The following is a 20,496-nucleotide window of genomic DNA, read 5'->3' as shown; positions in this document are numbered from 1 at the left end:
CGGAAGCGATAGTGCCTGCACATTCGCTGCCTCGTCACCATCATCGACACGACGAAGCGAGGAAGATCATGACCAGGCGTCTGCTGTGGTTTGCGGTGGTGCCGGCGCTGCTGTTTGCGGGTGTCGCCAGGGCTCAGTACCCGATCATGAACGAGGTCGCCGAGAAGCTCGTTCAAAAGTACCAGCGCGCGTCCTGCGAGCAGTTATGGCAGGAGAAAGCCCAGAAACAGGGGCAGCCGAAGCCCGCGAAGGAGCAGGAAGCCGTGCAGTTGCTGCGCGACGATCCGCAGATGCGCAACGCGTTCATCAACAGGGTGGCGGCGCCGATCGTCAACAAGATGTTCGAGTGCGGCATGATTCCGTGATCGCCGTCGGGTGCAACACCAGACTGAATGATCTACCGAGACCGCGATGATCAACGAGAAATTGCTGTTGCGCGCAGCCTTTGTGGTGCTGGGCTTGCTGCTGTCCGCGAACGGCATGGCACAGCCGTCCCAGCCGGCGCAGAACAAGCCGAAGGCCGCCGCCAAGCCGGTGCCCAAGGCTGCCGCGCCGGCGTTCCAGGCCGGCATCGAACCGCGCGCGGTAGACATCCTCAAAGAGGCGAGCGCCCGCCTGGCCGCTGCCAGGACGATGGCGTTCACGGCCGTCGTTTCCTATGAAAGTCCGAGCCGCCTCGGTCCGCCGCTCGTCTATTCCACCAAATCGCAGGTGGTCATGCAGCGGCCGGACAAGCTCAAGATCGTCACGCTCGGAGACGGGCCCCCCTCGGAGTTCTACTACGACGGCAAGAGCATGATGGCACTTGCGCCGGCAGAGAACCTCGTCGCCGTCGCGGACGCGCCGCCGACCATCGACGCCGCGCTGCAGAAGGCCTACGATACCGCGGCGATCTATTTCCCGTTTACCGACGTGATCGTCACGGATCCCTACAAGGACATCGCCGGCGGACTGAAGACCGCGTTCTATATCGGTCAGTCAGGCGTGGTCGGGAATACGACAACGGACATGGTGGCGTATGTCACCGGGGATGTGTTCGTGCAGGCCTGGATCGGCACGCAGGACAAGCTGCCGCGCCGCATCTATGCCGTTTACCTCAATGACCGTACCCGCTTGCGCCATGTGCTGGAACTCTCCAACTGGGAACTGGACGCCGCCGTTCCCGCAAGCGCCTTCGTTTCAGCCAGCGCGGCCGGCGCGGCGCGCATTGCGTTCGAGCCGCCGGATGCAAAGGGTGGGCCGGGAATGAAGCCTCCTCCGAAGTTCAAGCCTGCCAAGGGGCAATGAGGAGACGCATCATGAAGAAAGCCGTCATGCATCTGATGGGGTTGCTGATCCCGGCGCTCGTGGCCGGTCCTGCGGGGGCGTGGTCGCACGCCAACTATCGCGGAGGCGAGACCTCGCATGCGCCCGGTTCGGATTCCACGACCCGGAGCAACGCCTGGGGTGGCAGCGAAACGCACACCTACGGCGAGGGCACGACCGCAACCGGCCGCTACGGCGGCACCGCCTCGCACACGGAAGGTTCTGGGCAGACGACCGCCACCAACCGCTATGGCGGGACCGCGACCCACACCTACGGGCAGGGCACTACCGCCACCGGTGCGTATGGCGGCACGGCGACGCACGCCACGGGATCCGGCTATACGACCTATACGAACTCCTCGGGCGCGACGGCGTACCACAGTCCCTACTACGGTGCGACGTACCCCGCGTACCATCCGCCGGTCGTCGTGAACAACTACGGGTCCGGGTGCTACAACTGCGGTGGCTGGTCCACCGCAGGGGCCGCGGCGGCGGGCGTGGTGGTCGGCGTGGCGGCAGGCGCGGCCGTGGCATCGGCGAATACGGCCGCCGCCACATCCAATGCCTACAACGCCGGCGTGGTCGCCGGGGCGACGGCTGCCGCTGCCCCGGCCAGTACGGCGTTTGCGATGGGGGCGATCTACCCGACGCTGCCAGCGGGCTGCATCACGCCCACCGTGCAGGGCGGCACTTACTATTTGTGCGGCAACACGTGGTTCAAGCCCTCCTATGGCGCCAACGGCGTCTACTATCGCGTGGTGCCAACGCCAGCCTGAGCATCGGCTGGATTTTCGCTGGGTTTGCGCGGGGTTTGCGCGGGGTTTGCGCGGGGTTTGCGAATACCCGGACCCCGTCGTCAGCGCATCAAGCGCGCTAGCACGATGACATAGACCGCCGACGCCGCAAGCTGGGCCACGGTGATTGGCAGTCCATAGCGCATGTATGTGGCGAACGTGACCGGCTTGCCCTCGCGCGCGCAGATGCCGGCGGCCACGATGTTGGCCGATGCGCCGATGAGGGTGGCGTTGCCGCCGAGCGTTGCGCCGAACATCATCCCGACGAACACCGGAATCGCGGCCGCCGGCCACTGGGTGAACTGCTCGGCAAGCGCTGCGTCGGGCACCACTTCCGCCGCGACCAGGTAGCCCTTGACCATCAGGATCGACGCCGCCGCAACGGGAACGTTGGCCAGCAGGCTGGAAAGCAGCCCGATGGCTACAATCATCACTAGTGCAACGAGCGTCAGCTGGGTGCCGAACGACGCCTGGAGCTTCAGCGCCATGACCTGGATCAGCCCCGTCTTGGTCACCGCTTGCACCAGGCAGAAGATGCACCCCAGGAACAACAGCGTCTTCCAGTCGACGTCCCGCAGCACGCTGTCGGTTGGCTCGAAGCGGGCTTCATATCCGACCAGCAGGGCGAGGGCACTGGCGATCATCGCGACCGTGGGCGGCACGAGCCGCGTGGGCAGGTGCTCGCCGAAAACGAACAGCCCCACCATCGTCAACAGGACGGCGAGCGAAAGCGCCGCGTAGATGGGCCGCTCGAGCTGCCGCGGCTGCGCGCGCGGCGGCAACGGACGCCGCATGCGCCAAAGGTCCGGCATCAGCAGCGGCAGCAGGGGGACGATGACGAGCAAGGCGACGACGCCACCCAGGCTCACGCGGTGGAGGTACTCGCCAAACGTCATGCCGATCGAACTGCCCACGAGAAATGTCGCCGGATCTCCCACCAGTGTCAGCAGGCCGGCGGAATTGCTCACGATGGCGGTCAGCACCATCGGTCCGACAATGTCCACTTCCAGGGCGACGGCAACCCGGATAATGATGGGCGCGATCAGGATGACCGTGGTCGCGTTCGGCAGGAAGGCGCACAGGGGCGCGACCAGCGCGATCAATAGCAGCAGGAACCGCCTGCCGCTTCCGCCCGTGGCGCTCAGGTACAGGTCGCCGATGCGGTCGAAGAGACCGGTGGTGGACAGGATGCGCGCCACCACCATGCCACCGAACAGCAGACTGATCGGCCCACCCGAGGTGCGGGTGGCGCTCAGCAGATCCTGCTCGTTCAGGATCCCCAGTGCGATCAGAACGCACACGCCGATCAGGGCGGCCACCGCCATGTCCATCAGGTTGAAGGCGATGGTGAGAATCACGGCCCCGAATACGCCAAGGACGATGTAGATCTGCAGTTCGCTCATGCGGCGGCCTCCGCTGCCCGTTGCATCGATGGGACCTAGCGCACCGGTGGCGCGTACATCAGGCCACCCTGCGTCCAGAGCCGGTTAAGTCCGCGTTCGAGACCGAGCGGGCTTTGCGCGCCGAGATTGCGATCGAACATTTCTCCGTAGTTGCCCACGCTCTGCACCGCGCGCGCGGCCCAGCCGGGCTCGACGCCGAGCGCCTGGCTGGCGTCCGCGCCGGCTTCGAATGCGCGGGCCACCGCCGGATCCCGCATGCGTGCGCCCGCGCTGGCTTGCGTGATCCCGGCTTCTTCCGCGGCAATGAGCGAGAAGAGTACCCAACGGACGAGCGTCAGCCAGCGCTGGTCGTCGTTGCGCACGACCGGACCGAGCGGCTCCTTCGATATCCGCTCGGGCAGGATGGCGTAGGCTTGCGATCCGTCCCGGACGCGCAGGCGCGCGGCCGCAAGTTGGGACGCGTCGGCAGTGTAGGCGCTGCAGCGCCCCGAGAAAAAGGCGTCGGCCACCTCCGTCGCGGAGTCCACGACGAGCGGCTTCACGCTCAGGCGATTCGCTGCGGAGTAGGTCGCCAGATGGTCTTCGCTGGACGTACCTTTTTCGACGCAGACCGTGGCGTGATCGAGTCCCGCAATCGACCGGATGCCGTTTTGCCTGGACACCATGAACGCCTGGCCGTCGTAATAGAGAATGCCGGCGAATTGCACGCGCAGCGTGCTCTCGCGCGCCAGGGTCCACGTGGTGTTGCGGCTGAGCAGGTCCACCACGCCGGTGCGCAGTGCCGGGAACCTGCCTGAAGCCTTCAGCGGAACGAATGTCACCTTGTCCGCCTGGCCGAGGGCCGCGGCCGCTACGGCGCGGCAGAAATCGGCGTCGATGCCTGACCAGCGGCCCGAGGCATCCTTCGCCGAGAACCCTGCAATGCCTTCGCTGACGCCGCAGCGCAGCGTGCCGCGCGCCCTGGCCTGCGCAAGCGTATCGCCGTCCGCGGCATGCGCTGGCAAACCGGCGGCCATGAGCCACGGAAGCGTAGCCGGCAAGAGCATTCTGACGACGCGCCGAAGGAGGGTCATGCGGGCCCCTGAGCCAGTCTCGACATGGAATTGCGCTCCAGACTGATTCACTTTGTCCGCGATTCCCTGGTGCGTCAATTGGCCTTTCGGCCTATATGCGGGCGATCCACGGACGCTGGCGCGATGAGACATCGTGTGCCTCGGCGTTCATGGCGCATCCAGCGTCCCGGGGCTTTTCGGGTAGGTGACGATGCCCCAGGTCAGCGCGACGCCGGCGATTTCCCGCAGCGGCTGGTAGCTGCGCGCGTCCACCACATAGACCGCGTTCGAGCGGCCGCAGGCGATCAGCAGCCGCGCGTCGTCGGGGGTGAAGCTGAAATGCCAGCAGCGCTTGCCCGTAGCGATGTTGGCGATATTTTCATAGCTGCCCGCATCGAAGACCTGGATGGTGTCGGCACGCGAGGCCGCGACGAACAGGCGTTCGCCGGCGCGGTCGAACGCGACCCCGTAGGGCCCGGCGCGTGTCGGCACCGTGCGCAGGATGCGGTAGTCGGCCGCGTCGAGCACCAGGAATGCGTTCGCCGATTCGAGCGTGACGATATAGCGCCGCCCATCCGGGCTCACCTTGATGCCGCGTGGCCGCGATCCCGGCGGCGTCTTGAGCAGATTGAGGCGGCGGCCGCTGGCGCGCTCGTAGACCGAGACGGTGTCGTCGCCCTCGTTGGTGACCAGCAGCAGGCGAGCATCCGGCGAGAATTCGATGCCTTCGGTTTCCAGCCCGCTGGGGATGGCGCGCGTGACGCGCCAGTCCTTGAGATCGATCACCGCGATTTCCGCCGGGACCGGGGCGCCGTCGCCGGCCTTGGCTGGCTTGCCGGCTTCCGGCGCGGGTTCCGCTCCGGGTGGCCCGTTGCGTTCGCCGGGCTCGTAGGTGACGAAGGCCTGCCCGCCGGACACGCGCACGAATTCCGGGTTCTTGCCGATCGGTATGCGCCTGACCAGTTGGCCGTCGCGCGTGTCGATGACGGAAAGGTCGCTGGTGCCCTTGTTGGCGGCCAGCAGGTAGCGGCCATCCGCGCTGATGCCGATGCCGCGCGGACCCTTGCCGCCGGTGTCCAGGGTGCGCGCGACTTCGAGCCGGCCGAGGTCAATCACCGCGATGCCGCCGGTCTCGCTGGATACATAGGCCGTGGCGGGCTGGGAGACAGGCGTCTGTGCGCGCCACGCGCACGCGGCGCAGGCGAGCGCGGCACACAGCGCCAGCGTGGTCCGGCCCGGCCAGCGATATCCCTTTTCCGTGGCCATGCGCGCCTCCCGATTGCGTTGCTCGCCGTGACGGCCGGCTTCATGCCATCCCGGGATGGCAACCCTGCGTCGCTCTATTCTTGGCGAGGGTGTGGTCGCTGCCAAGGACTTTCGGTGCGCCCGCAGCCACTAACGCCCATCCCATTCGTAGCGCACCCCCACCAGGAACAGACGCGGCGCGCCCGGCGCGACGAAGCGCTCGGTCGGCACCGACGCGCCGGGCTGCAGCAGCGTGCCGCCGGGAAATACACTGAGGCCTGCTTGTCCATAGGTTTCATAGCGGCGGTCGAATACATTGTCCACCCGCGCATAGAGCTGCCAGCGCGGGTCGACCTGCCAGCTCGCGCGCAGGTTGAACAGGGCGAAGCCGGCGGTACTGGCGAGACGCGGATCCTGCGCGGTCAATGCACCGTCTTCGTTGCCGGCAACGGGCCGCGAGGACGAAACGATCATGGAACCGCCGAGCGTGACGGAGTCCGTTGCCCGCCAGTCCACGCCGAGCTTGAAACTGTGCAGCGGCACGCCGGCCATGCGGGTGCCGGGACGCACATTGACGGGCGCCGCGAACGGCGTCTGGATCTGGCCGTCGGCCTGGTAGGTGGCTTGCAGGTAGCTGTAGCCGGCGCGCAGCGTCAGACGGCCAAGACGCTGGCGCAGGCCGAGTTCCAGGCCCTGGCTGCGGGTCTTGGGAAAGTTCGTGAAGAAGCCGAGCGGGCTGACCGGCGAGCGCTCGAACAGGATGTCGTCGCGGTTGTCGCTGCGGTACAGCGCCAGCGTCAGGTCGGTGGCATCGGCGGCTTTCCAGCGGCCGCCGAATTCGTACGTGCGCGACACCACCTGCCGCAGGTAAGGATCGGCCTGCAGGCCGGTGGGCAACTGGCAGGCATTGGCCGGGTCGGCGCAGCCAAGCTCGATGGCGGTGGGCATGCGCGTGCCCTGCGAGGCCGAGGCGAAAACGGTGAGACCGCTCAGCAACTGGTGCGAGAGGCCGAGCGCGGGGTTGAGCCGCGAGAACGTGAAGCTCTCGTCGGAGGCATTCGGCAACGTCATCTCGGTGCGCGTGCGCGAAGTGTTCCAGCGTGCGCTCGCGGTGAGATAACTGTGCGGCAACAGCTTGATGGTGTCCGATGCATACAGGCTGAAGGTGGTGGTACGGCCATCGAGCGAGGCCGCGGTGGTGGGCGAGGAAGCGGGGTCCGCCACCGCCACGCGATCTGCGTTGAATGTGGCCGGCTGTGTGTCCTGGCGGTACGCGGCGCGGCTCAGCGCGGCCGCGGCGCCCAGTACCGCGCTGTGGATGTCGCCGGTATGCGACCACTGCGCGGACAGGCCATAGTCATGCGTGTTGACGGTCGAGGTATTGAACACGGCGTTGGCAGGCGCATTGCCGGGCTGGCACCCGTCGTCGCCGGCGTTGCCCTGGCAGTCGAGCAGGCGGTCCAGGTAGGCGTCGCTGACGTCGCCCGTGGTTGCCTGCGCGCGCCCCACGCGCAGATAGGCGGTCAGTGCCAGCTGGTCTTCGGCATTGAATTGGTGTGCGCCGTTCAGCGTCGCCTGGAACGCGCGTGTGCGCGCGATGTCCGGCGCGGTGTAGATGGCATTGCGCTGGACGCCATAGATGCTGTCGGGAACCAAGCCGTTGCCGGACAGGCTGCTGGTGCTGCCAAGCAGGCTCACGCTCCATTGCGTGTCCGTGGTGGAGCGGCCTACCTTGGCGAAGAGATTGCCCAGCCAGCTGCCGGAAAGTTCGCGCCATCCGTCCTCCCGGAACCCCGTGCCCGCGACGAAGGCGTGCCAGCCGTCGCCCAGCATCTGCCCGGCGCTGACATCCAGCCGCGCGCGGCCGTGGCTGCCGACGCTCAGGTCGGCTTCCACGCCGGGGTGTGTCTCGCCGGACTTGGTGGTCAGCGCCAGCGCGCCGCCGAGCGCGTTGAGCCCGTACAGCGGATTGCTGCCCGGCACCAGCGTAATGGTGCTGATGGCGGCCTCGGGGATCGCGGTCCAGTCGACCACGTCGCCCAGCGCCGAATTCTGGCGTACGCCGTCGAGGTAGAGCGCCAGACCCTGGCCCGCGCCAAGGGTGGACGAGAGCCGGTAGCCGCGGTAGAGGATGTCCTTCAGGTACGGGTTGCCTTGCACATCGTTGATCACGACGCTCTCCATGTTCTCGCCGAGGAACGATGACAGGTTGCCGGATTTGGCGCGCTCCATGTCGGCATCCGTGGCGGTCTGCACATTGCCGGGAAACGCCTCGCGCGGGATGGAGAACGAGGGCAGCGGCGCGGGCGCGACCACGGTGACTTCCTTGAGGTTGTGCACCTCGTCGGCGGGCAAGTCCCGCGGCGTTTCGGCGGCCAGAACCACCGGAGCGCCCGCGGCCAGCGCCAGCAGTGCGCACCTCGCCGCCGTTCGCCGCGCTGCGTGCGCCAGGCCTGGGCTGCGCGGTCGGGGGAGGGCGGGGAGCATTACCTTCTCCGTGAGGACAAGGACGCAAGCGCACGGATTCCGGCGCACGGTCACCAAGGCATCGCGCACGCCGACGCCGTCCAGGGTGATGCAAGTGATACTTACTGTAGTGCACGGCCCGGCGCATGCCAAATCGAACCGGCTGCCGCGCAGGCGGTTTGTCGCGGGCGCTGCATTTTTCGCCTAGAGTTTGAAGGTGCCCCCGAGAGCGCTTCGCCACGCACCACCGGGCTTTCCGAAAGGCGTGGCGCTCCGTTTTGCTGTGTCGCAGCATCGTGATCCTCACCGGATCGAGGAGTTCGCCATGCCGTTTCCCGATCGTCCCGTCTTCAGGCCTGGCCGTGCGGAGCGCACCGGCTTCGCCGGGGCCGCCGCCGTGGCTTGCGCCGGTCAGGCCGGTACGGTTGACCGGCGCCGCCGCTTGCTAAGCCGCAGTCTCGGTTTTGCCCTGCTCGCGCTGGGCGTGTTGCCCGCGCGCTTGCGTGCGCAGGCGAGCCGGGATGGCGGCCCGATTCCCATCGGTGTGATCGGCTCCGGCCGTATCGGAGGAACGGTCGGCGGCTTGTGGGTGCGCGCGGGACATCCTGTGATGTTCTCCTCGCGTCATCCGGAAGAGCTCAAGCCGCTCGTCGACAAGCTCGGCCCGCTCGCCCGCGCGGGCACGGTCGCCGAGGCGCTGGCCTTTTCCAAGGTGATTTTCCTGGCCGTTCCATACAAGGCCTTGCCCGATATCGCCGCCGAGCATGGCAAGGCCTTTGCCGGCAAGATCGTGGTGGATGCGACCAATGCCATCCGGGCGCGCGATGGCGCCATCGCGGAAGAGGCGGCACGCAAGGGCATCGGCATTACCACCGCAAAGTACCTGCGCGGCGCGCGCATCGTTCGTGCCTTCAACTTCATGGGCGCCACCAAATTCGCGAGCGAGCATCACCGCGCCGAAGGGCTGATTGCCGTGCCGATCGCGGCTGACGATCCCGCCGCGCTGCGCGTTGGCGAGCAACTGGTGCGGGATGCCGGCTTCGAACCGGTGGTGATCGGGCGGCTGGCGACGGCCGACAGCTTTGCGCCGGGCGGCCCGCTGTTCCACCAGATCGGTTCGGCCGATGCCATGCGGGCGCGCATGGCGGAGGTCAGCGGCAAGGCGGCCGCGCAGCCGAAGTAACCCCGGCGGCTGGCCGGGGCGCGGCGCTTATGCCGGCACGGGCGCGTTGACGCTGGTCTGCCGGCCCTGGAAGTCCGTCCAGCACAGCGCCTTGAAGTCGTACAGCTTGCAGCGGCGCGCGGTCTGGAAGTACCAGCGCCAGGTGAAGTTCTGGATGATGATGCGGCCCGGCAGCGCGTGTTCGAGCAGCGCCTGCGCGCGCTTGAGGCGGTACAGCGGCACGCTCATGTCAACGTGATGGGCGGTGTGCTCCATGATGTGATGCAGGGCCGCGCCGATGCCGTAGCGGAAGCGCAGGTGCACGGTGGTGGAGACGAAAGGCTGGGCGCGTGCCCACATGGTCTTGGTCTCGTACCAGGCCACGCTGGTATGGGTGTGGTGCACATAGAGCACGAAGCCCACGGTGAAATTCCATACCAGGAAGGGCACGACGAAGCCCAGGCCCACCAGCAGCGCGACCGACTGGCCGCTGGCCACCGCCAGCCAGGCCAGCGCGCCGATCCAGGCGGCGCCGAAGATCGCCACCAGCGTGCAGTCCCACATGAAGACAGCACGGCGCGTGGGCATCTGGCGGCGGCTGGGGAAGAACATCTTGAACCACCAGATCTCGACCAGGTAGTACAGGCCCGCGCCGAAGCCGTTGCGGTAGACGCGCTCCAGCGCGCGGCGCCAGCGCGGCAGCGTCTGGAATTCCTCGAGCGAGTAGGGTGCCCAGACGAAGTCGAAGCCCTTGAGGTTGGAATAGCCGTGGTGGACCACGTTATGGCCGACTTCCCACAGGCTGTAGGGCGTGAGCGACGGCAGGAAGGTCAGCCGCCCCAGCCATTTGTTGAGGCCGCGCCGGGGCGTCAGGCTCTGGTGGCAGGCATCGTGGCCGATGATGAACAGGCGGGCGATGATGATGCCGGTCAGCACGCCCGCCGCCAGCTTGGCGAGCCAGTGGGAGAACATCACCACCCCGGCCAGCGCGGCCACGAACAGCGCCGTATCCAGCGCGAACAGCGCCAGCGCGCGCGAGGTGCTGCGCTGACCCAGCGGGATCAGCCAGCCGCGGATGATCTTGCGCGAGGGCAGGGGCGCTTCAGGGGAAATCGGCTCCGGAAAGGGGGCTTGCTGCGTGGCAATCATTCAAAAACCTTCAGTTGTCGAACGCGGGGTCGGGCACCTGGCTGTGCCCGGGACTGGCGATGCACGGCCACAGGGGGCCGACGGTGTGACAGCTTAGAAGGATTGCGTGACAGGGGTGTTGATCCGGGTCAAGCCGGCGTGGCCAGGACCCGGTGCTTCCCGGTGGAAAGTGATGATTAATGCGCGACGGAGGCCGACGCGCTTGCCGGCTCGCCCATCACATAGACCTCATCGATCACACGATCGTCGCCCAGCATGGCGAAGGCGAACAGTTGCTCTTCCAGCGTCTCCGAGCGCTCGCTGCGGCGGGCGATCAGCGGCGTGGCCTGCGGATCGAGCACGATGAAGTCGGCCTCGCAGCCCGGCGTGAAGCTGCCCACGCGCTCGCTCCAGCCCAGCGCATCGGCGGCGGCGCGGGTGGCCAGGTAGAACATGCGCAGCGCGGTGAGGTGATAGCCGCCCATGCGCGCCACCTTGTGCGCGGCATTCATGGTGCGCAGCATCGAGAACGAGGTGCCGCCGCCCACGTCGGTGGCCAGCGTCACGTTGAGGCGATAGGCGTCGGACTGGTGGAAGTCGTAGAAGCCGCTGCCCAGGAACAGGTTGGAGGTGGGGCAGTGCGCCACCGCGGCGCCACTGTCGGCCAGGCGCTTGCGGTCGTCCTGGTCGAGGTAGATGGCGTGGCCGTAGAACGCGCCCGGACGCAGCAGGCCGTAGTGATCGTAGATATCGAGATAGCTGCGCGCCTGCGGGAACAGTTCGGCAACCCACTTCACTTCGTCGCGGTTTTCCGCCACATGGGTCTGGATATAGGCGTCGGGATAGGCCTTGGCCAGTTCGCCGCAGGCAGCCAGTTGCGCCTCGCTGGAGGTCGGCGCGAAGCGCGGCGTGATCGCGTACGACAGGCGGTTCTTGCCGTGCCAGCGCGAGATCAGGTCAGCCGAATCGCGCGCGCCGGACTCGGCGGTGTCGCGCAGGAATTCGGGGCAGTTGCGGTCCATCAGCACCTTGCCGGTCACCAGGCGCAGGTTGCGCCGGTCCGCTTCGGCGAACAGCGCGTCGGCCGAGGCCGTGTGCACGGTGCTCCAGGCCACGGCGCTGGTGGTGCCGTTGCGCAGCAGCTCGTCGGCAAAGAAGCCCGCCACCGCCGCAGCGTACTCCGGCTCGGCGAAGCGGCGCTCCTCGGGGAAGGTGTAGGTTTCCAGCCAGTGCAGCAGGCCGGGCGAGGGCGAGGCGATGATGTCGGTCTGCGGGTAATGCACGTGGGTGTCGATAAAACCGGGCACGATCAGCTTGCCGCGGCGGTCGATCACTTCGGCGCCGGCCGGGATCTGCGCGGCCAGCTCGGCGTAGTCGCCGACCGCGGCGACATGCCCGGCGGTGACAACCAGCACCCCGTCTTCCCAATACTGATACGCGTCGTCATGAAACTGCGGATCGCGCAGGAAGTGCAGCACGCGGCCACGGATGGCGCGGGTGATGGACGGGTTGGGGGGCGTGGTCGTCATAGCGATGTCTCGTCATGCGCCGGCGCGCGCGTGGCGCGCCGGCATCTTGGTGTGAACCGCGCTCAGGCCGTGGAGGCCGTCGCGGGCAGGGGGGATTGCCAGAAGTGGTCGACTTCGGCGAGGAAGGCGGCCTTCTGCGTGGCGGGCAGGAAGGACGCCTCGAAACTATTGCGCGCCAGCTTGTGGCCGTCGTCCGCGGTCAGCGGCAGGGCTTCGAAGGTGGCTTCCCAGTTGGCGTTCATATAGCCGCCGAAATAGGCGGGGTCGTCGGAGTGCAGCGTGACCAGCACGCCGGCTTCCAGCAGGCGGTGCAGCGAGTGGTCGCGCAGGTCGGGATAGACCTTGAGCTTCTGGTTGGACAGCGGGCACACCGTCAGCGCCACGCGCTCGCGGGCCAGCCGCGCCACCAGGGCGGGGTCGTCGATGGCGCGCACGCCGTGGTCGATGCGTTCCACCTTGAGGATGTCGAGCGCGTCCGTGACATACTGCGCCGGGCCTTCCTCGCCGGCGTGCGCCACCAGCCGCAGGCCCAGCTCGCGGGCGCGGGCGAAGACGCGGGCGAACTTCTCCGGCGGGTTGCCCTGCTCGGAGGAATCCAGGCCCACGCCGACGAAACGGTCGCGGTAGGGCAGCGCCGCTTCCAGCGTGGCGAAGGCGTCTTCCTCGGACAGGTGGCGCAGGAAGCAGAGGATCAGGCTGCTGGAGAAATCGAACTGGGTGCGGGCCTGGGCCAGCGCGTCGGAGATGCCGTCGATCACCACGCCGATGGGCACGCCGCGCGCGGTGTGGGTCTGCGGGTCGAAGAAGATCTCGGCGTGGCGCACGTTGTCGGCTACGGCGCGCTGCACGTAGGCCATCGTCATGTCGAAGAAATCGTCCTCGGTCAGCAGCACGCTGGCGCCGGCGTAGTAAATGTCAAGGAAGGATTGCAGGTCGGTGAAGGCGTAGGCTTCGCGCAGGGATTCCACGCTGGCATACGGCAGCTTGACCTTGTTGTGCTGGGCCAGCCGGAAGATCAGCTCGGGCTCGAGCGTGCCTTCGATATGGACGTGCAGTTCTGCCTTGGGCGTCAGGCGGATACGGTCTGCGAGCGCGGCATCGAGCGTCATGGGGTTCCTTTTGCGGTCTTGGTTTGCGTCGTGTTCGCCGCCTGGCCGCCGCGGTTGGCGCTCAGCGCGCCCAGATGGGCGAGACGCTGGTCGCGAACCTGCAGCAACTGGGCGACGATGGCAACCGCAATCATAGCCGGAGCCTTGTCCGTGATGCCGGAGACGCCCATCGGGCACGTCATTTCCGCAAAGCGGGCAGGGTCAATCCCGTGCTCCGCCATGCGATGCTCGAAGCGCGCGCGCTTGGTCTTGGAACCGATCAGGCCGAAATAGGCAAAGTCATTGCGCCGCAAGATCCGCTCGCACAGCGTCTGGTCCAGGGCGTGGCTGTGCGTCATCACCAGGAAATAGCTGCCGGCCGGGGCATGGTCGACCACCGCTTCGGGGATATCCGTGGCTTCCGGGGTGACGTTGTCGGGCAGGCCCGGCGGGAACAAGGTGTCGCGCTCATCCACCCAGTGCACCCGGCACGGCAGGTTGGCCAGCACCTTGACCAGCGCATGGCCAACGTGGCCGGCGCCGAACAGCACCACCTGCAGTTCATCGGGCACCATGACGTCGGTCCAGGCGCCATCGGTTTGCAAGCTCACCGAGGGCGTGACCGCCTGCGCCGCCGCGTGCCGCACCGGACCGGCCGCCGGCACGGTGCGCGTGAGCGCGCGGCTGGCGGAGAAGGCGGCCTGCACCGCATCGAGCCAGGGCAGGTCGGGCTCGCCCAGCACCTCGAAGGCGAGCTGGACCACGCCGCCGCAGCATTGGCCCAGGGCCGGGCCCAGGGGGATGCGCACGATCTGCCGCGTCGCATCGCGCTCGGCCAGCATGGTGCGCGCGATCTCCATGCCGCGCCACTCCAGATGGCCGCCGCCGATGGTGCCCACCAGGTCGTCGGCGGTCACCAGCATGCGCACGCCCGCCTCGCGCGGGGCCGAGCCTCTGACTTCGGCGATGGTGACCATCGCCACCGGCACGCCGGCGCGCACCAGGCGGGTGGCGTCGGCGAAGCGGAAGGGTTTGAGGGGCGCGTCCTGCATGGTGATGCCTTTTTAGGTTGATGCTTTTGGTGAGGCTGGTTACGTCGCTACGGTGTCAGAGGGTGCGGCTCACTGCACTACCGGCGCAGCCACCCGCACGGCATCCACCGCATCCAGGATCGCCTCGCTCGTCGCAGGCGCCACCAGCGGCGGGTTCACCTTGTAATCCCCGACGCTGGCCACCGCATCGCGAATGGCGAAGAACACCGAGAACGGCAGCAGCAGCGGCGGCTCGCCCACCGCCTTCGAGCGATGGATGCTGTCTTCCGCGTTGTCGTTCTCGAACAGCCGCACGGTGAACGCTTCCGGGCAGTCGTTGACGGTCGGGATCTTGTAGGTCGAAGGCGCATGCGTCATCAGCTTGCCATCCTTGTTCCACCACAATTCCTCGGTGGTCAGCCAGCCCATGCCCTGGATAAAGCCACCTTCGACCTGGCCGATATCGATGGCCGGGTTGAGGGAGCGGCCGGCATCGTGCAGCACGTCCGCGCGCAACAGGCGCCATTCGCCGGTGAGCGTGTCCACCAGCACTTCGGAACAGGCCGCGCCATAGGCGTAGTAGTAGAAGGGCCGGCCCTGCAGCCTGGACTGGTCCCAGTACAGCTTGGGCGTGGTGTAGAAACCATCGGACCACAACTGCACGCGCGACACGTAGGCCTGGCGTGCCAGGTCGCTGAAGTCAAGGCGCAGTTCGCCCGCCACCACCAGGTCGTCGCCGAACTGCACGCTGTCCGCGTCCACGCCAGCCTGGCGCGCGGCAAAGGCAGCCAGCCGCTCGCGGATCTGCCGCGCCGCGTCCTGGGCGGCCTTGCCGTTCAGGTCGGTGCCGGTGGACGCGGCGGTGGCCGAGGTGTTGGCCACCTTGCTCGTATCCGTGGCGGTGACGCGCACGCGTTCCAGGCGGATGCCGAGTTCGTGCGCCACCACCATCGCCACCTTGGTGTTCAGGCCCTGGCCCATTTCCGTGCCGCCGTGGTTCACCAGTACCGAGCCGTCGTTGTACACGTGCACCAGCGCGCCGGCCTGGTTGAAGTGGGCCACATTGAAGGAGATGCCGAACTTCACCGGGGTGATGGCAATGCCCTTCTTCAGTACCGGGCTGCCGGCGTTGAATGCGCGCGTTGCCTCGCGGCGCTCGCGGTAGGCGCTGCTGGCCTCCAGTTCGTCGAGCAGTTCGTGGATGACGTTGTCTTCCACGGTCTGGCCGTAAGGCGTGACATTGCGCTCGGTCTTGCCGTACAGGTTGGCGCGGCGCACGTCGAGCGCATCGCGGCCCACGGTGCGCGCCACGTTGTCCAAGATGTATTCGATGGCAAAGGCGCCTTGCGGGCCACCGAAGCCGCGGAAGGCGGTATTGCTCTGCGTATTGGTCTTGCCGCAGTAGCCGTCGATCTGCACATTCGGCAGCCAGTAGGCGTTGTCGAAGTGGCAGATGGCGCGGGTCATCACCGGGCCGGACAGGTCGGCCGAGAAGCCGGCGCGCGAAACCATCTCCACCGACACGCCGTCGATGCGGCCATCGGCATCGTGGCCGACTTCGAAATCGAAGACGAAGTCGTGGCGCTTGCCGGTGATCATCATGTCGTCGTCGCGGTCCGGACGCAGCTTGACCGGGCACAGCAGCTTCCACGCGGCCAGCGCGGCGCAGCAGGCGAACATGGCCGATTGCGATTCCTTGCCACCGAAGCCGCCGCCCATGCGCCGGCATTCCACCAGCACCTGGTGCGCGTGCCATCCCAGCATATGCGCGACAGCATGCTGCATTTCGGTGGGATGCTGGGTCGAGCACCACACGTGCATGCCGTCGTTTTCCTTCGGCGCGGCGTAGGCGATCTGGCCTTCCAGGTAGAACTGCTCCTGGCCGCCCAGGCGGATACTGCCCTGCTCCCGGTGCGCAGCACCGGCGATATGGCTGGCCGGCTCGCCGCGTGTCAGGTGCATCGGCGGCAGCACATAGCTGCCGGCCTGGTGCGCCGCCTCGGGCGACAGCACCGGCGCCAGGTCCTCGTACTCGACATTGCCCAGGCGTGCGGCACGGCGCGCGGCATCGTGCGAGGTGGCCACCACCACGAACATCGGCTGGCCGATGAACTGCACCAGGCCGTTGGCCAGGATGGGGTCGTCATGGATGATCGGGCCGCACTCGTTGGCGGCGGGGATATCTTCGGCGGTCAGCACCGCCACCACGCCCGGCGCGGCGCGCACCTTGTCGAGCGACATCGACTTGATGCGGGCGTGGGCGCGCGTGCTCATGCCGAGCGCGGCGTGCAGCGTGCCGGCCAGCTCGGGAATGTCGTCGGTATAAGTGGCCGTGCCGGCCACGTGCAGGTGGGCCGATTCATGCGGGCGCGAAATGCCCACTTGTGGCGTGGAGACGGCGGCCTTGGCCTCGATCTCGGCGTCGAGCAGGAAGGGTTCGGTTTGCTTGTTCATGCCGATCTATCCTTATGCGGTGGCGACGGTGGCGACGATCTGGCCGGCGCCGGGGGCGCGGACATTGACGGCGGCGGCTGGCAGCGCGTCGGCGCGCGTTTCCAGCCAGAAGCGGTACAGCAGGTTGGCGGCGCCACGGCTGCGGTAGGCGGCGGTGGAGCGCATGTCGGTCAGCGGCGTGAAGTCCTGCGCCAGCGCGCTCATGGCGGCCCGGGCGGTGGTTTCGGTCCAGGGTTGGCCGACCAGCGCGGCTTCCGTCAGGGCGCCGCGCTTGGGCGTGGCGGCCATGCCGCCGAAGGCCACGCGTGCATGATGGATCACGCCGTTTTCCAGCGTCAGCGCAAAGGCCGCACAGACAGCGGAAATGTCCTCGTCAAAGCGTTTTGACAGCTTGTAGGTACGGAAGTGCTCCGGCCCCGCGAGCGGCACGCGCAGGGCCGCGACGAACTCGCCCTCGGCCATGGCGGTCTTCTGGTAGGCCAGGTAGAGGTCTTCCAGCGGCAGCGCGCGGCGCGCTTCGCCGCGCTGCAGCACCACTTCGGTGCCAAGGGCGATCAGCGCGGGCATGGAGTCGCCAATGGGCGAGCCGTTGGCAATATTGCCCCCCAGCGTGCCGGCGTTGCGGATCGGCAGCGAGGCAAAACGCTTCCACATTTCTTCCAGTTCGGGGTGCGTGGCATTGAGCGCCGCATAGGCGCGCTCCAGCGAGACCGCCGCGCCGATTTCCACGGCGCCGTCCACCTGCTCGATACTGTTGAGGTCGGATACCTGGCCCACGTACAGCAGGTTGCCGAGCTCCCGGAACTGCTTGGTCACCCACAGGCCCACGTCGGTGCTGCCGGCCAGGATGCGCGCGCCCGGCTCCGCCGCCTTGATGGCGGCGAAAGCCGATGCCGTGCGGGGCGCGTAGAAGTGCTGGCCGCCGGCGCTGTAGTGGAACGTGCCTTCGCGTTGCAGCGAGCGCAGCGTGTCGGCGATCTGCCGCGGGTCCAGCTTGCTGGCCTGCGGCGCCGGCAGCGCCATCATGCGCTGGCCGGCCTCGATGATGGGACGGTAGCCGGTGCAGCGGCACAGATTGCCTGTGAGGGCGTCGCAGATGGTCTCGCGGGCCGGCGCGCGGCCGGTGCCGGCGTCTTCGGCCTTTTGCTGGTACAGCGCCCACAGCGACATCACGAAGCCGGGGGTGCAGAAGCCACACTGGGAGCCGTGGCACTCCACCATCGCTTGCTGTACCGGGTGCAGCGCGCCGTCGGCCTGGCGCAGGTCTTCCACGGTGATCAGGGCGCGGCCGTCCAGCGTGGGCAGGAACTGGATGCAGGAATTGACCGCCTTGAAGGCGACCTGGCCGTCCTCGCCCAGTTCGCCTAGCACCACGGTGCACGCACCGCAATCGCCTTCGGCGCAGCCCTCCTTGGTGCCCGTGCAGCGCGCGTCCTCGCGCAGGTACTGCAGCACGGTGCGGGTCACGGGGGCATCGGCGACCTCCTGGACCTGGCCGCGGTGGTAAAAGCGGATGGTTTGCGTCTCCATGGTGTCTTCTCTCTTTGTGATGGGGGCAAACATAGCACTGGTGCCGATGATGCAATATTCGGCCCAGGTGATATGCCCCATCAAGAGGGGAGAGCGTTGCACGGCTGACGAGGAGTGCGGCAGCCGGATTTGACCAATGACGGGGTGCCTGACATACACTATGCGCCGTTCCCACCCCCCACGCCACCGGCTGCCATGCGCGCCTGGCGCCCCCTCGCCATGCACGGACGCGACCATCTCGATACCTATTTGCTGCGGGTGCTGCACACGCTGCTGACCGAGCAGAGCGTGACCCGCACCGCAGTCCGGCTCGGTCAGTCGCAGCCCGCTATCAGCAATACGCTCAAGCGGCTAAGGGAAATCACCGGGGATGCCATCCTGGTGCGCGGCAAGAGCGGCATGGTGCCGACCGAGCGCGGCCGTGAGCTGCTGCAACTGGCCGAGCAGAGCCTGGCGGCCATGGACCGCATCGCCCGGCCGCCCCAGCATTTCGACCCCGCCACCACTACCCGTACCTTCCACCTGGGGGCGCCGGACTACCTGGACGCCTTCTTCCTGCCCAATATCGTCGAGCGTGTGCGCCGGCTTGCGCCCGGCGCCAAGCTGTTCGTGCACCCGATGACGTCATCGAGCGACTTCCTCGACAGCCTGGAACAAGGGCAGCTCGACATCGTGGTCGGCAACTGGCTGTCGCCGCCGGAACATCTGCATATCTCGCCGCTGTTCGACGATGAGGTGGTGTGCATGCTGGGGGCGCAGCATCCGTTGGCGCGCAAGGGGCTGACCCTCAAGCATTACCTGGAGATGCCTCATCTTGCGCCCGCGCCCTATGCTTCGATGCAGCGCAGCATGATTGACCAGGCGCTGGCTGAGCAGGGGTACAAGCGCAATATCCAGGTTACGTTGCCGTATTTCGGGCTGGTGCCGTATGTGCTGATGAAGACCGATATGGTGTTCACCACGGGGCGGCAGTTTGCCGCGCACTATGCGCAGTACCTGCCGTTGAAGATGGTGCCTTCGCCGGTGGTGTTTCCGCGGATGCGGTTTTATCAGCTTTGGCATGAGCGGTGTCATGCTGCGCCGGATGTTATGTGGATGCGGAGGATGATTGCTGAGGTGGCGGGGGAGTTGCCGGTTTTGCCGCAGTTGGTTAGGGAGGGGTAGGGGGGTTTAATTGAGGGTGGTTTTTGAACCCAAGGGCAGAACAGTTGGCGTGTTGTTGGGTGTTTGGGGTTTTGTTTGGGCGGTGTTGGTTGTTTTACCCAACAGCGTACGACATCCCCCTGCGGGGGACGCCGGTCACTCTTCTTTGCTTCGGCAAAGAAGACTAACGAGAAGAAAGCCGACCCTGCCGGGGGCAGAGCAATCAGACGATTTGGCGGCAGTGATTCCGTCGTGCGGGCAGTGGCTTCGGCTGGCATGTCCTACCGGTTTCAACGGCGATAGCGCTGCGGGCCACACGGGTTTCGTGGTGCGGCCCCCGATGGCGGGCGCCCTGCCCATTCACCCATCTGCCGTTCGCGGGGCAACGGGCCACGATTCTTCGAGGCTTACTGTTTCGTGGTTTGTCTCTGGCGGCAAGCGCGGCGATTGTTCGGTCCCTGCCGTTCGCGGTGGCGAACGCCGCGCAACTTTTCAATAATGGGTTTCGTGGTGGGCGCGGTGGCCCCCCCGCTCAACCTGCGGCCCCGCTCACGAAGTGGTAGCGAACCGCCAACACCATCACCCTATGCTTCCGTGTTCGCTGACCGGGCCACGGTCCCCACCACGAAACGACGAAGCTGGCGTCCAGCCATAGCCAGCGCCGGTACGGCAGGGTGTCAAATGGCACGGTATTCGCCGTGAGAGACAAAACCACGAAACCAGCAAGGCACGATACGCTGCAGCAATTCGCGTCGCGAACGGCAGATGTGGGAGCGGGCACCGCGCACGAGGTCAGGGGCCCCACCACGAAACCCATGGGTCATGCGATTTCACGGCCCTTCGAGCCGGCAAGGCACGCCAGCCAACACTCAGGGCCGTACGACGAAACCACCGAGCCTCATAGGCCTGATTGCTCTGCCCCCGGCAGGGTCGGCTTTCTTCTCGTTAGTCTTCTTTGCCGAGGCAAAGAAGAGTGACCGGCGTCCCCCGCAGGGGGATGTCGTACGCAGTTGGGTAGGGGCTGTCAGTTTTTTTGTGTGCAGGGCAGGTAAAGGCTCGCCGTCAACGGGACGGGTGAGCCAGCATTATCTCAACGATGTGGGTGGGTGAAGCGGTCCTCATAGAGAACTGCAAACTGGTTCATGGCCGCCTTCCAGTCGTGCGTT

General features: G+C 67.0%; 15 protein-coding genes. 5 read left to right on the top strand and 10 right to left on the bottom strand.

Going from position 1 to position 20,496, the window contains the following annotated elements; all coding sequences use genetic code 11:
• Positions 1–68: 68 nt before the first annotated feature.
• Genes AC1DS6_RS08250 through AC1DS6_RS08240 form a run of 3 tightly spaced genes read left to right on the top strand, consistent with a single transcriptional unit; the run spans position 69 to position 2,081 of the window.
• The gene (locus tag AC1DS6_RS08250; protein ID WP_045238578.1) at positions 69–365 is read left to right on the top strand and encodes a hypothetical protein; all 297 of its coding nucleotides are present in this window, start codon (positions 69–71) and stop codon (positions 363–365) included.
• 46 nt (positions 366–411) lie between these two features.
• Positions 412–1,287 (top strand): DUF2092 domain-containing protein, encoded by an 876-nt coding sequence (locus AC1DS6_RS08245; RefSeq protein ID WP_477102392.1) that lies wholly within the window; start codon positions 412–414, stop codon positions 1,285–1,287.
• Positions 1,288–1,298: 11 nt separating this feature from the next.
• Positions 1,299–2,081 carry a hypothetical protein gene (locus AC1DS6_RS08240; protein ID WP_477102391.1) on the top strand — a complete coding sequence of 261 codons (783 nt, stop codon included), beginning with the start codon at positions 1,299–1,301 and terminating at the stop codon, positions 2,079–2,081.
• 80 nt (positions 2,082–2,161) lie between these two features.
• Here the strand turns inward: AC1DS6_RS08240 and AC1DS6_RS08235 are convergent, their stop codons facing one another.
• From AC1DS6_RS08235 to AC1DS6_RS08220, 4 genes are all read right to left on the bottom strand, one after another.
• Positions 2,162–3,502, bottom strand: a complete 1,341-nt coding sequence (locus tag AC1DS6_RS08235) for an ArsB/NhaD family transporter (protein ID WP_477102390.1) — start codon at positions 3,500–3,502, stop codon at positions 2,162–2,164.
• Positions 3,503–3,537: 35 nt separating this feature from the next.
• Positions 3,538–4,575: an amino acid ABC transporter substrate-binding protein gene (locus AC1DS6_RS08230; protein ID WP_477102389.1), complete on the bottom strand. Its 1,038-nt coding sequence runs from the start codon at positions 4,573–4,575 to the stop codon at positions 3,538–3,540.
• A 147-nt stretch (positions 4,576–4,722) separates the two neighbouring features.
• Positions 4,723–5,820: a beta-propeller fold lactonase family protein gene (locus AC1DS6_RS08225; RefSeq protein ID WP_477102388.1), complete on the bottom strand. Its 1,098-nt coding sequence runs from the start codon at positions 5,818–5,820 to the stop codon at positions 4,723–4,725.
• Positions 5,821–5,949: 129 nt separating this feature from the next.
• Entirely contained in the window at positions 5,950–8,286 is a 2,337-nt protein-coding gene (locus AC1DS6_RS08220; RefSeq protein WP_441628082.1) for a TonB-dependent receptor, read from the bottom strand.
• A 304-nt stretch (positions 8,287–8,590) separates the two neighbouring features.
• Between AC1DS6_RS08220 and AC1DS6_RS08215 the strand changes: the two genes are divergently transcribed.
• The gene (locus AC1DS6_RS08215) at positions 8,591–9,448 is read left to right on the top strand and encodes an NADPH-dependent F420 reductase (RefSeq protein WP_477102387.1); all 858 of its coding nucleotides are present in this window, start codon (positions 8,591–8,593) and stop codon (positions 9,446–9,448) included.
• A gap of 27 nt (positions 9,449–9,475) precedes the next feature.
• On the opposite strand, the gene AC1DS6_RS08210 is transcribed toward AC1DS6_RS08215, so the two are convergent.
• The 6 genes from AC1DS6_RS08210 to xdhA form a co-directional block, all read right to left on the bottom strand.
• Positions 9,476–10,576 carry a fatty acid desaturase gene (locus AC1DS6_RS08210; protein WP_477102386.1) on the bottom strand — a complete coding sequence of 367 codons (1,101 nt, stop codon included), beginning with the start codon at positions 10,574–10,576 and terminating at the stop codon, positions 9,476–9,478.
• Positions 10,577–10,752: 176 nt separating this feature from the next.
• Positions 10,753–12,084, bottom strand: coding sequence for a guanine deaminase (gene guaD, locus AC1DS6_RS08205; RefSeq protein WP_477102385.1), 1,332 nt, complete (start codon positions 12,082–12,084; stop codon positions 10,753–10,755).
• A 62-nt stretch (positions 12,085–12,146) separates the two neighbouring features.
• Positions 12,147–13,193, bottom strand: coding sequence for an adenosine deaminase (locus AC1DS6_RS08200; protein ID WP_441628074.1), 1,047 nt, complete (start codon positions 13,191–13,193; stop codon positions 12,147–12,149).
• Complete coding sequence (gene xdhC, locus AC1DS6_RS08195) at positions 13,190–14,224, bottom strand: xanthine dehydrogenase accessory protein XdhC (RefSeq protein WP_441628072.1); 1,035 nt, start codon at positions 14,222–14,224, stop codon at positions 13,190–13,192. Before xdhC ends, AC1DS6_RS08200 begins: the two co-directional genes overlap by 4 nt.
• Positions 14,225–14,293: 69 nt before the next feature.
• Positions 14,294–16,657: a xanthine dehydrogenase molybdopterin binding subunit gene (xdhB, locus tag AC1DS6_RS08190; protein ID WP_441628070.1), complete on the bottom strand. Its 2,364-nt coding sequence runs from the start codon at positions 16,655–16,657 to the stop codon at positions 14,294–14,296.
• Positions 16,658–16,669: 12 nt separating this feature from the next.
• Positions 16,670–18,187: a xanthine dehydrogenase small subunit gene (xdhA, locus tag AC1DS6_RS08185; protein ID WP_441628068.1), complete on the bottom strand. Its 1,518-nt coding sequence runs from the start codon at positions 18,185–18,187 to the stop codon at positions 16,670–16,672.
• A 219-nt stretch (positions 18,188–18,406) separates the two neighbouring features.
• On the opposite strand from xdhA, the gene AC1DS6_RS08180 reads away from it, so the two are divergent.
• A complete protein-coding gene (locus AC1DS6_RS08180) occupies positions 18,407–19,351 on the top strand; it encodes a LysR substrate-binding domain-containing protein (RefSeq protein ID WP_045238672.1) in 945 nt (314 codons plus the stop codon).
• Positions 19,352–20,496: the final 1,145 nt, after the last annotated feature.

Source organism: Cupriavidus sp. 05L310, assembly GCF_056398185.1.
The sequence above is the reverse complement of the archived record's forward strand: the minus strand, read 5'-3'. Positions and strand labels throughout refer to the sequence as shown.